Consider the following 12,086-nt stretch of genomic DNA (forward strand, 5'->3'; position numbering starts at 1 on the left):
AAATGAAAGGAGTCTTTTATAAACTGCCCATAGATTTTAAAGCCATAATTCAGAAAAAAGAATTAGAAAAAACTTCTATCGAACATTCTATCGCACAGCAGATCATACTGCTAGCCACAACAACATTTGGAGAATGTAAGTTTGATGAAACCTTTGGCTCTAAGATCTGGGAAATTGATTTTGATCTGCTTATAAATGAAAATGAATTGAAAGAAATAATCTCAAAAACGATGAAAGAATCTTTGTTTCTTCACGAAAGAAGAATCAAAGCCAATGAAATTAAAGTGGAATTATCAGAGACCAAATATTTCGTTGATGATATTAGCAGATCTAAAAAAAGAGTAGATATAATTATTGAAGCTGTTATAAAAAGTACCAACAGGAATTTTGATTTCAGGGGATATTTTTTCGTCGGACCCTTATCCTATAAATGACAAAAGACCACTACAGGGTACTGTAGATCGTTAAAAAAACAAGGTTAATAAAAAATATATTATGTAGTATAAATATTATAAAAGAATAATTATTTATAAGATTTTTATTTGTATATTTAAAGCATGAATAAATAAATTAATAATTAAAATTTTTCATTATGTCGTTTTTAACATCGTTGACAGTAGCCGGAAAGGACTACAAAGTATTAAATGTGAGTTATGATTTAGCTCAAGAAACAGATGCTTCAGGGCGTCCATCTACGGTAACCCGTGGAGGAAGAGTTATGATCGAGGTAGAATCTACCGGAGGAACTGAATTGTTCGAATGGATGACCAACAATTTCGAAAGAAAAGACGGGTCTGTGAAATTCATCAAACGTGACTCTAATGCTACCTTAAAAGAGCTGAAGTTTACTGAGGCTTACATGGTGAAGTACAAAGAAAACTTTGATCATGAGAGCAAAACTCCGTTAACGGAAAGCTTCATGATCTCTGCCCGCAAGATTTCGATGGGCGGAGGAGAATTTGACAATGCCTGGGTATAATCCGGCAGGACTTTAACAAATTTAATGAAAGGAAGTCCACTAGTTGGACTTCCTTTTTTATCAATTTATTTATTGCAGCTATTCTAGCCTAATTACTTTAGGCTAAACAATGATATACCTATAATTTAAAAATACAACACATGAGTTTTTTAGCAAAATTACATATCGATGGAGAAGAATATAATATACTGGAATTTAATATCAATTTCAAACAAGATATAGATACTGCCAGCAAGCCAACCGGAAATCCGAGAGGCGGCATTATTAAAATGATAATTGAGTCATCCCAAAACACCCATTTTTTATCCTGGATGTTGAACAGTGATTTAACCAAAGATGGTAAAATTACCTTTTACCGAAGAGATGCTATGAGCAAAATGAAAGAATTAACATTTGAAAAAGCATTTTGTATTGGTTACGATGAACTTTTTACAAGTACAACTGAAATACCAATGAAGATAACTATGGAATTAGTTGCAAAAGAATTTGTTTTTGATGATGCAAAATTTTATAACAACTGGATCGAATTGGATTAAATTTTAAAGAAACTATATCATGTCAAAATTCTTAGAACAGGTACATATCTCTATCAGCAGTTTTAGCCAGAATGTAATTTATTATGATTTAAAGCTGTCACAAAAAATGGCAGATCATCATCATTTTTCCTTTGTTTGGCAATATACAGGAAAAGCCGCAATTAACCCGACTGATCAGGCCGCAGCTTTAAGCAAACACATTGGGGCCGAAGTTATTTTTACATTCAAGGTAAAAGGAATCAGATTAATGTCTAAAGGAATAATCAAAGGACTGCAGTCTATTGATTTGCACGGAAGTCCAGCTGGATTGCATGTTACCGGCATTAGCCATACTATTGTGCTCGATGACATGAAAAAATCCAGAATCTTTCTTGAAAAGAACCTGCAGGAAATTGCTTTAGAAATATTTGCCGAAGAAAGTTCAGGAGAATTTTATCAGAGAGAGGCTATATTGCCCACTTTCAAAAAGTCTTTTAAGTACAAACCGCAATATAACGAGACGAGTTTTGATTTTATGAAACGCCTTTCGGCACGTTACGGACAATGGTTTTATTTTGACGGCATGCGCATGCAGTTCGGGCAGACTAAAACCTCTAAAATAAAACTCATTAACGGCTCCTCACTTCACAAGTTTAAGATCGAAGCTAATTTAATTTCGCACAAAACCTCATTTGGAGGGTATGATTACAATAATGCATCAAACATCAAAAATGCATTAGAAAAAACAACAAGCGGCAGCAGAGACAGGTTTGCAATAGCGGTAGGTTTTAATCAGGGATCAATTGCCCGCAAAGGCTTAAGCCATGGGGCTTATACTAACAATGCCCAAAACAAAGATGAAATTGACGAAATGGTCAGGCTTCAGAATGCCGGAAGAGATGCCAACAGCATTTTTTACAGCGGTACCTCCTATCTGCCAATAGGTTTGGGACAGGTTTTTACAATTCAAAACCAAACCGTAGAACATGAACTGATAGCAATCGAAACAATACATCACTCAGGAGTAAACGGAAATTATAGCTGCGAGTTTAAAGCCATTCCAGCCGATGTTACAGCACCATATTATACAGATGTAGAATCTTTTAAAAAAGCCGAAAACCAGCCTGCAAAAGTTATAGACAATAACGATCCTGAAGGAATGGGACGCATTAAAGTCGATTTTTATTGGGCTGGATGGAGTAACACCAGCGACTGGATGCGTATGATACAGCCACATGGCGGAGCAGGAAAAGGATTTTATTTTTTACCTGAAACAGGCGAAGAAGTACAGGTAAGTTTTGAAGGCTGTAATGTCGATTGTCCTTACGTATCTGGAACCTATTACAATGGTCAGGAGTCATCAGGCTACAACACACCCAAAAATGATATAAAAGCAATTCATACCCGAAGTGGGCACATTATAAAATTTACAGAAGACGAGAGTATTATCATTACAGACAAAAGTGGCAACGAAATTCATCTAGACACAACGGGAAGTAATATCAATATTACGGCACCGGAAACCATGACATTAAATTGTAAAAACATGAACATCAATGTTTCAGAAAACATGAATACTTCTGTTGGGAGGAACATTACAGAAAATGCAGGAGCAGATATTTCACAGAGTTCGATTGGAATGATTTCACAAATTGCGGGAGCAGATTATTTATTGATGGCAAAAAATATAACCAAAGTAGCCAGCGAAAACTATACTGCAGATGCGAAAGATATTTTACGAAATGCATCAGGGAAAATTGAAGCAATTTCTGTTGATGAGCACATTTTGAACAGTAAAGGCAAAGTAGAAAATCTTTCAGGAGAAAAATCTTTGAATGCATAAATTATGGGAGATATTACTATAATAGCCAAAAATTTTGCTGAAAATGCATCAGGATGTATTCGGGAAGATGCAGCTCAAATTAGGAATCAATCCGGAAAAAAAGTAGTTCAGAATGGTGATAAAGGCATAAACTTTGACAAGAATAAAGATAGAAAACCTTCAACAGATATCCGCATAACAAAAGTTGAAGGACCTTTTGATGCTAATGGAAAATTAGTTGAGAATGTTGTTATAGGAAGATCTTATTTATTTAAAGCTACGCCAACTAGAAAGCCATCTAAAACTGAGCTTCCATTGTTAAAATGGGCAATGAAATTAGATGAGGGACAAAAGGAAATTATTTCAGGTACTGCACCGTTTAATAAATTAGATGGTGAAAAAATAGTAATTCCTCTTATATTAAAACAAGATTTCGAGAAAGCTAAAGTATATGCTTTTTATCAGAAAGCTGATGATGGGGTTAGTATTGAGTTGAGTTTGAAAGTAGATGGTTTTCTATACGTCCTTTTATATACTAGCCAAAATAAACGAGGTGACGAAATGTTTAGGGCAGCAGCACTAACTAGAAAAAAAGACATTGAAAATGGAGCTTATTTTAGAAAAGGAAAGGATTTAATAATTTTATCTGAGTTTCAAGATATAGCCTCAATAGCTAAAATTTTTAAAGAACAAATTATTGATAGAAAAACAAAAGAATTAAGTATTTGGTCGCATGCAGCTCCAGATGGACCCACTGGAACTACTACAACAAGTACTGATGCACTTGACGGAAAACAAATGACATTGACTGGATGGCGTAAGCTGAAATTTAATTGGGTTGACCATGGCGATAAGGCTGTTGCTAATTTTTTTGGATGTAAAACAGGGTTGCCAAGTGGTAAATCTTTTTCTAGAAACATTTCATCATTACCCAATTTTAAAAATGTTTTGGTTGCAGGTCAGCAAAATTCAGGATATCCATCTCAATATACAAATTATAGAATTAATTCCGAAAATGGAGAAGATAATTTTATTAATGAAAATTCAAAAAATATTACTTTTCAGATTACGTATTTGATTGGGGGAAAAGGCAGATCAGATGATTGGAATTTAGATGAACAAGATGTAGCTTATGCGATGCAAATTAACAAAAATGGAAAAACAGTATCTCACAAATTTCAAGAAGGAAAAAGAAAATAATAATAAATTTAATCGCCTTAGTAATGAAACGTTATAAAAAAGTAATATTAAGTATTCTCCTTTTGTTGTTAATTTTTATTGGAGTACTCTTTTTTAAATCACCAAATCTTGATTATGTTAAAAAATCACAATGGAGATATGAAAAAGGAATTAAAATAGGAGAAGGTGACTTCGTTGATTTTGAAAGTGATACTATATTTCAACTAAAAAATGATACTATATTTTACAATAAAAAAGCTAAAGTCATAGTTAAATTTACAAGTGAAAAATTTTATTTACTTGTAGTTAAATCAATTAAAACAAATGAATACGGAGCATACATAGATATGAATGGTCATGCTGAAGGTTTTTGGTAAATAAAGGTCCCTGGCTACAAAAATTTATCAATATCCATATGAACCAGCTGTTATAGTCTCGACTTATATAGCGTATTTGATATTTTTAAAAAATGGTGCAAAAAAGTCTATCCTTGGTTGCAAGGCAAGGAAAAGACTTCCTAATATAAAAAATAATGCACTTTTTATAATACGTTAAATAGATAAATAATGAATAGATTAATAATTTTTACAAATATAGTAACAGTAATTCAATTAGTAAGTTTTACTCACCTTTATTACATTCATAAACATGGAAGTGGGCAATTTCCAGCTGATTTCATTGAATTGAATATCTTAACATTTGCATTATAGGGGTACTAATTTTAACTTATTTTTTCTATTATAAAGTAGACAATAAGTTGAATATATGGTTAGTTCCTATTCTCTATCAGCCAATTTTATATATAATAATGTGAATTAATAAATATATTTTGTTATACGCTCAAGTAATTTCATAAAGTGTTTATTATTAACTATTTATTTTTATTCGGTATTGTTTTAATATCAGTTTTTATAGTTGTTTATAACGTTATCCACAAAACTCAACTTTAATTTGTTGATTATCAAATAATAACTAAGTGTATGACTTAATAAGTGTAAATGCCAGATATACTTTTAATATAACTAAGCTTGGTAGAGGAAACAATATTTTAAATTTAACACAAAAACCTTTTGGATTTTTGGAAGACTTATGGACACGGGTATGCAAATAAAAATGACATACCAGGTTAGAAATAAAATATTTTTTATATCAGTATAAAACATAATATTAATCTTAAAGGTAAAAATATAGGAAATGTTTTTGTAGGGTATTTTTTCTTTGAAACGAAAAAAGCAGGTAACGCACTAAAAAAACACATTCGAATTTTGCAAAAAAATAAAAACAATGCGACAAGAACGAATTAAAGATAGAGTACTAAAAAGAGCAGCAAGATCATGGGGCTTTTCAGATGTTGAAATGGAAACTTCATTTGATCCTGTAGTATCCATGATGTTAAATGCGTTATCTTATGAATTAGAAAAAATAGCACATGAATTAGAGGATTCTAAAACGCGGGTAGTAGAAAGAGTTCTTGAAATTATGTTTCCCGAAGTAGCTTCAGCGGCTAAACCAGCTAGGGCAATTATGCATGCTTTGCCGTTAGACAACAATATGAAAATTTCATTGTACAACCAAATGACAGTAAGCAGGAGAATTCATAATATTTATAATCCTTTGGAACCTATTAACAAGGAAATAGTGCTCTCGCCTACTTTGGAAGTAAAATTGTCTTCTTGTGAAGTAAAATATATTGCGTATGAAAGAAGTCTATTTGAAGTTTCCAACCTTTTTTATAAAGATGCGATTAGAGATTATCAAAATACTTTACCACAGGGAGTAGTTGTTTTAGGCATAGAGCTACTCGACAAGAATGTTTTGGAACTGGAAGATTTAATGCTCTATATTGATATTAAAAATACGCACCAGAAAGAAATGTTTCACTACTACCTCAAACAAATGAAATGTTTCCATGATGAAATTCCAATTACTGTAGAGGAAGGATATAATATCAGTTTAAACAATCTGGATATAGACAATATTATCAATCGAAATTATACCCAGCTTAGTGAAATAATGCAGGAAGTAAATGAATTTTACTTTGATAATTTTTATACTTTCAAAGGTAAAATACAGCATAAATCAATAAGTAGTTATTCTAATGAGTATAAGCCCTTTGAGGAGATAACAAATAACAATGATAATCGCATTATTTGGATAAAAATGATTTTTCCTGAATCGCTGATTCCTCAGATTATCGATAATGTGTCTTTTACAGCAAACTGCTTTCCGGTTATTAATAAAAAGAGGCATTCAATCAGCAAAACACTTGGAAATTCATTGTCCTATGTTGCATTAGAAGCTAATAATGATATTTATCTTGATATTGATACTGTGGTCGATGCTTATAATAATCGATACGAAATCAAAGAATATAAAGATGGGGTAATCGAAGAAGGAAATGCAGTTTTGAGAACAGGTGGTGTTTCTAGATTTGATTCCAGAAGCGCTTCAGAATTACTGCGAAATGTATTAGATTTACTAAAAGACGAGAGCTCTTCTTTTTCAGGATTAGGAAAAGATTTTATGAATACTTCACTTGTAGAGATTAATCAATTGCTCGCTTCGGTAGAACAGCAGGCTAAAGAAAGTAGTTTTTCTAAAAACAATGATCCTTACTTAATGATAAAACCTAAAAATGATGATTCTGTGGGAAAATCATTTGAAATAAGTTACTGGTCTACTTGTGCAGAAGAAGCAAATGATCTTAAAGTAGGTACTGTTTTAGAAAGTAAAGAAGATTTGTCTTTTGTAAGCAAGGAATGTGTATTGGTCACAAACACTGTTGGCGGAACTGATAAACAAAATAATAAAGATCGAATTTTAGCCTATCGTAATGCTTTATTGACACGTGGGCGAATTGTAACTATTGCCGATATAAAAGCTTTTGGGTTTAATCATTTTAAAAGTTCCATCACTCATATTAAAGTAGAAAAAGGAACACGTAAAGAAATTTCTTTAAAAGCAGGATTTAGCCGAACAGTGGATATTTACTTAAAAATAAATGCGGCAGAAAAAGAACATTTATCAGTAGCTGAATGGGATTATCTTTGCGAGAGCTTCATGAAGCATCTTAAAAACAGATCATCGAATGTATTTCCTTATCGATTGTTTATAGAATAAAAAAATAGTTTATTCGGTCTTCAACTTTAATGAGTATTTATTCTAATACGCTCTTTTCATCCATGGATAGCAGACTGATTGTACTTGAAGGATTTTATTCTGATAAAAAAGGTAAGCTCTAAAGATAAATAAAACATATAATAACGATTCAGCTGCGAGAGAATAGAAAGTTAAGTTCAAATAAATATTTTGAATTTGAAGGTTTCATAAATAAGGACAAAACGGTGGATAATGATTTCAGGTTAAAAATCTTCTTTAGAGTAACTAAGTTCTCAAATTTGAAGAAGAGCGGGATGGAGAATCAATTTACTCTAAAAATATGAAGCTGTCTGGATTGATTGTGTGGCATAAGTTTAAAGGCACCTACGAATTTAATAATTAAATATTTTTTAAAATGAAAATAAAGTTCCCAATACTCATTTTTTTTCTTTTGGTCGCAAATTTACCATCCCGCGCCCAAATTGCTGGCAGCTATACACTTCCTGGAGGAGATGCAATGTCTGCCACGCACCTGTACATTCTTTCTGACAACGTTTATGTATTTTCATATTTCGGAGGTATGGACATTGGAAAATGGAAATTGCAATCCGACAACGTCCTTGAATTAACACGTGCAGATTTTTATGATGAGGAATTTAAAGTTTATGGGCGGCAATCGTCCGCAATCAAAAAGGACAGTATCTCTATTCAATTTTCAAGATGCGAAGATAGAGCTACTGCTATTTCTTTTGATAATTACACCAATCAAAGATTGATGTTTTATCCGATGTTTAATGAAAAAGCTAATTGTTTTGCTTCTCCGATTAAAAAAAATATTCGCAAAACAAAGCAAATACATCTCTTTTGTCAGCCTAATGAATTTTATTCCGATCCATCCTTTATAGATCAAGTGATTGATAAGAAAAAGATTCAAACCTTTGATTTGCCAAACCAATTCAATGAGTTCTTAATTGTCTTTAATAAAAAAGCAAAGTCCGGTTATAAAACGGTACACATGATTTTGAATGAAAAAGGCGACTTGTTTCAGGCAGAAAGCGGCAGAACGTTTAGAAGGAGCGGAAATATTTTCGACTTGCCAGAAGAGGATAAAAAAGGTCTGAAAGAAATAAGCGAAGCCTTGAAAAGTAAAGAGAACAAGCACAATGATACTGTTTATGATAGCGAAGATGATGGCAAACAAGCGGGTTTTAAAAAAATTTCAAAAATAAAAGAAGATTGGAGAAAAATAAATATAGATACTACACATCCTGTAATTACAAGTCTTTGTGATCAACCGTCGCAAAGAAGATCGTATCGTTAAAATAAAAGTACGAAAACAATGAAAAAAATATATGCTTTTTTGTGCGCAATATTAATATGCACAAGTGCTGCCCGCGCGCAGTCTCCCATGGTGGGGACTTATTATTTAAAAGGAGATGTTGCATCTCAGGATTTGTATCTGCTTATGCTGCCTGATGGAACATATGCTTATGTAGAGCACTATGGAATAAGTAAAGGATCGTGGCAAAACAGTAACAACAATACGATTGAAATGATTAGGGATTCATCTGAAAATGAAGCATTTTATTTGTATGGCAGAAAATCAAATTTTTTAACGGAAAAGTCTGACTGGGTAAAAGGTATGGAACCAGGAATGGCAAGATTCTATTTTAATTTTATGTTTTCTCCTGTTGCAATATCCTTTGACAAAGAAAATGCATTGACAATGCGCCCAGTATTTAATGACGAAAAAAATGTAGGATTTACTTCATCAACAGTTGATCTCCCAATTAACTCATTAAAGCAAATTAATTTGATTTTTTATCGTATAAGCAGGCCTTCCATCGAAAGTGATTCATTGTTAGAACAGTCAACTGTCTATAGTTTTGCGCTTAACAAAGATTACAATGATTACAGTGTTTACGCTGTAGCAAGTGATGGACGTGAGAAGCAAACCGCAACAATAACCAATGGATATTTACAAGTGGGGGATCTCGTATTTGAAAGGATTGATAGTGTAAGTGAAACTGAAATTAAAAATTTAAAAACAGTTTATGATAAGCAAAAAAGTATTAAACCGGGAATGTTCGCTGATAAAATTATTATAAAACGGTATAAACATCAAGGATATGCAGATTATGAATTTGACCTGAAATATGACAAAGTACCAATTATTCAAAAAACAGTCACCCCAATAAAAGTGGATAAAATGAAGCCGTACATTGAAGGAAAAAAAGGCAAGGATAATTGACAATTTCGCAGCCTGTCAATTAAAAATCTTTTTAGAATGGTAGTTAGTTAAAGTTTACTAGATTATCACAAAGCAATTACAAGGAGTAAATCTGATCGTTTAATTGTATGTTCAGCTTTGTTATTTCTGCCATTTTATGGTGAACATTACAGAAAGTATCATCTAATTCATCATGGAAATACAAATACAGAACTCCATCCAATCGCTCCCGCAATATTGAAAAAAAGGTATAGAGAACACTGGAGTTTATATATTTTGTTAGAATCCATACCTTTATTGTACACTTCATATTTAATTTTTGATTACAATAAAAGAAAGAATACTCAACAAGTTAATAATCAGTCAACCTTAAACTATTTTGACAACAGAAGTACTAATGCATCGGCCGAATCTTTCAACGCAAAAATAAAAGCATTTAGAAGTCAATTTAGAGGAGTGAGAAATATTGATTTCTTCTTGTTCAGATTATCTAATCTTTTTGCCTAATCCCCAACTTTTGTACATGATCCGTTATCATCTGCATATAAAGAAGGCGATATTGAAACCAAACGATGTGTAGTGGGTTCGATATTTCCAGATAAATTGATTTTTGATGGGAGTACATATCGAACCCCAAGAGTAAACGTAATCGCGAAGTATATTTTCTTGATTAACAATACTTTGAAGTATAAAAAAAACCGGACAAATGAGTCGTTTTCTCATTTGTCCGGTCTAGTAGCGGGAACAGGACTCGAACCTGTTAACAAAAAAAGCAACGTAATAAATATTCGAACTTAAATTCGATAACCCTTATAAATACTACATTTCTATTTTTCAAAATAACCGTTTGCCACGATTTTGCCACAAAACTAAAAATGTCAAAAATAGAAATAATAACTAGCTTGACTGCCTTAGCTTTTGTGGCAAATAAGAAGGCAACTCCAAACACAATGTGCTACGATTTTGTCACAAAACTTTTGAGTGTTTTTTATAGATATTGAAAAGTGCCTTAAAAGCAAAATAATATTGATTTTAGGATTCGTAAGTTTACGGGTTTTTGAAAATAAAAAAAGTCCTAATTTTCATTAGGACTTTCAGTAGGGAGAGCAGGATTCGAACCTTAAGCTTGAAACCTGTATATTTCCTGCGTTTCGTCTTTTTTCAAACCTATGTTGCCACGATTTTGCCATAAAAACAAAATTATTGATTTTTAGATTTTAACTTTTAATGTTTAGATTAGTTTTTTTGATGCTTTAATTCTTTATAATGTAAATTTAATTTTATAAAATTGATTGTTCTGTCCTGTTTTTCACTTTTCTTCTATCTCGAAATAATTCAGTATTGATTTATAATTATTTCGTGCAGTACTACAGGCATTCAATATTCTTTTTATATTATTCTATTTCAGTATTATTCTTGACTGTTGGTTTTAGAGATATTGATTTTTGCTTTTTAACGAAATTTATTTGATTAATAAAATTTTGTTATTAGTTTAATTACTGGTAAACTTGTAGAATCTTTATTATAAGCCCAAAAAGTAAATAAAAAGTATAAATTTAGTTATTTGTTTTATATTTCGTACGAAAATGATCTATATATATTATTCCTATATTTCTGAGAATAATCATAAAAAATTAATGCAGGAGTTTTTGTTAAGATTTCCAATTGATTTTCAAAATAAAATAAAAAGCTATCGAAGGTGGCAGGATGCTCAATTGTCATTATTAGGAAGAATATTACTTTATAGAGGAACTGATAATTTTAATGAAAAATATAAAGAAAACAATATAAAATATTCTAAGTATAAGAAACCTTATTTTGGAGGAGAAGAAGTTTATTTTAATATTTCTCATTCGGGAGAAATTGTTGTTTGTGCTGTGACTAATGTATGTGATATAGGAATAGATATTGAATTGCAACGTGATATTCAGATAGAAGATTTTCAACCTCAAATGACAGAGGGAGAATGGATGAAAATTTCTACGTCTTTTAATAAAATGGACTCATTTTATAATTATTGGACTCAAAAAGAAGCTGTAATCAAGGGGTGTGGAAAAGGTTTGTCTGTACCACTAAAATCTTTTGAAATATCGCAGAATAGTACAATTATTGATAATGAAAAGTTTTTTCTTAAAGAGATTAAGTTAGATGGTAAATATAAATGCCATATAGCGACTAATACACAAGTTAATGAAGAATGCATAAAGATTTTAAAATTAGATTCTTCAAATTATTACACAAATTTAATTTAGATTAAAAGAT

The 12,086-nt window shown here is 31.6% G+C and carries 11 protein-coding genes; all 11 read left to right on the plus strand.

Translation table 11 applies throughout. The features are described 5' to 3' along the window. Positions 1–2: 2 nt before the first annotated feature. The 11 genes from CHB81_RS03580 (at position 3) to CHB81_RS03630 (ending at position 12,076) form a co-directional block, all read left to right on the plus strand. Positions 3–434, plus strand: coding sequence for a GPW/gp25 family protein (locus CHB81_RS03580; RefSeq protein WP_089350512.1), 432 nt, complete (start codon positions 3–5; stop codon positions 432–434). 158 nt (positions 435–592) lie between these two features. Further along, entirely contained in the window at positions 593–979 is a 387-nt protein-coding gene (gene tssD, locus CHB81_RS03585; protein WP_089350513.1) for a type VI secretion system tube protein TssD, read from the plus strand. Positions 980–1,119: 140 nt separating this feature from the next. Beyond that, a complete protein-coding gene (gene tssD / locus CHB81_RS03590) occupies positions 1,120–1,515 on the plus strand; it encodes a type VI secretion system tube protein TssD (RefSeq protein ID WP_089350514.1) in 396 nt (131 codons plus the stop codon). Positions 1,516–1,534: 19 nt separating this feature from the next. Then, positions 1,535–3,337: a type VI secretion system Vgr family protein gene (locus CHB81_RS03595; protein ID WP_089350515.1), complete on the plus strand. Its 1,803-nt coding sequence runs from the start codon at positions 1,535–1,537 to the stop codon at positions 3,335–3,337. Positions 3,338–3,340: 3 nt separating this feature from the next. After that, on the plus strand, positions 3,341–4,516 hold the full coding sequence (locus CHB81_RS03600) for a hypothetical protein (protein WP_089350516.1): 1,176 nt from the start codon (positions 3,341–3,343) through the stop codon (positions 4,514–4,516). A 23-nt stretch (positions 4,517–4,539) separates the two neighbouring features. Next, positions 4,540–4,872, plus strand: coding sequence for a hypothetical protein (locus tag CHB81_RS03605; protein ID WP_089350517.1), 333 nt, complete (start codon positions 4,540–4,542; stop codon positions 4,870–4,872). Between the two features lie 907 nt (positions 4,873–5,779). Then, positions 5,780–7,615 (plus strand): type VI secretion system baseplate subunit TssF, encoded by a 1,836-nt coding sequence (locus CHB81_RS03610; protein ID WP_089350518.1) that lies wholly within the window; start codon positions 5,780–5,782, stop codon positions 7,613–7,615. Positions 7,616–8,009: 394 nt separating this feature from the next. After that, positions 8,010–8,915 (plus strand): hypothetical protein, encoded by a 906-nt coding sequence (locus CHB81_RS03615; protein WP_089350519.1) that lies wholly within the window; start codon positions 8,010–8,012, stop codon positions 8,913–8,915. 18 nt (positions 8,916–8,933) lie between these two features. Beyond that, positions 8,934–9,845, plus strand: coding sequence for a hypothetical protein (locus CHB81_RS03620; protein ID WP_141130359.1), 912 nt, complete (start codon positions 8,934–8,936; stop codon positions 9,843–9,845). A gap of 276 nt (positions 9,846–10,121) precedes the next feature. After that, a complete protein-coding gene (locus tag CHB81_RS03625) occupies positions 10,122–10,331 on the plus strand; it encodes a transposase (protein WP_089350521.1) in 210 nt (69 codons plus the stop codon). Between the two features lie 1,079 nt (positions 10,332–11,410). Further along, entirely contained in the window at positions 11,411–12,076 is a 666-nt protein-coding gene (locus CHB81_RS03630) for a 4'-phosphopantetheinyl transferase superfamily protein (RefSeq protein ID WP_089350522.1), read from the plus strand. Positions 12,077–12,086: the final 10 nt, after the last annotated feature.

The organism is Flavobacterium sp. ov086 (genome assembly GCF_900187965.1).
Classification (GTDB): domain Bacteria; phylum Bacteroidota; class Bacteroidia; order Flavobacteriales; family Flavobacteriaceae; genus Flavobacterium.

Excerpts from the sequence above, each read along its gene's own strand:
- CHB81_RS03595 (WP_089350515.1), top strand. The coding sequence starts at position 1,535 with ATGTCAAAATTCTTAGAACAGGTACATATCTCTATCAGCAGTTTTAGC.
- CHB81_RS03605 (WP_089350517.1), top strand. The coding sequence starts at position 4,540 with ATGAAACGTTATAAAAAAGTAATATTAAGTATTCTCCTTTTGTTGTTA.
- CHB81_RS03615 (WP_089350519.1), top strand. The coding sequence starts at position 8,010 with ATGAAAATAAAGTTCCCAATACTCATTTTTTTTCTTTTGGTCGCAAAT.
- tssD (WP_089350514.1), top strand. The coding sequence starts at position 1,120 with ATGAGTTTTTTAGCAAAATTACATATCGATGGAGAAGAATATAATATA.
- CHB81_RS03610 (WP_089350518.1), top strand. The coding sequence starts at position 5,780 with ATGCGACAAGAACGAATTAAAGATAGAGTACTAAAAAGAGCAGCAAGA.
- tssD (WP_089350513.1), top strand. The coding sequence starts at position 593 with ATGTCGTTTTTAACATCGTTGACAGTAGCCGGAAAGGACTACAAAGTA.
- CHB81_RS03620 (WP_141130359.1), top strand. The coding sequence starts at position 8,934 with ATGAAAAAAATATATGCTTTTTTGTGCGCAATATTAATATGCACAAGT.
- CHB81_RS03580 (WP_089350512.1), top strand. The coding sequence starts at position 3 with ATGAAAGGAGTCTTTTATAAACTGCCCATAGATTTTAAAGCCATAATT.
- CHB81_RS03630 (WP_089350522.1), top strand. The coding sequence starts at position 11,411 with ATGATCTATATATATTATTCCTATATTTCTGAGAATAATCATAAAAAA.
- CHB81_RS03600 (WP_089350516.1), top strand. The coding sequence starts at position 3,341 with ATGGGAGATATTACTATAATAGCCAAAAATTTTGCTGAAAATGCATCA.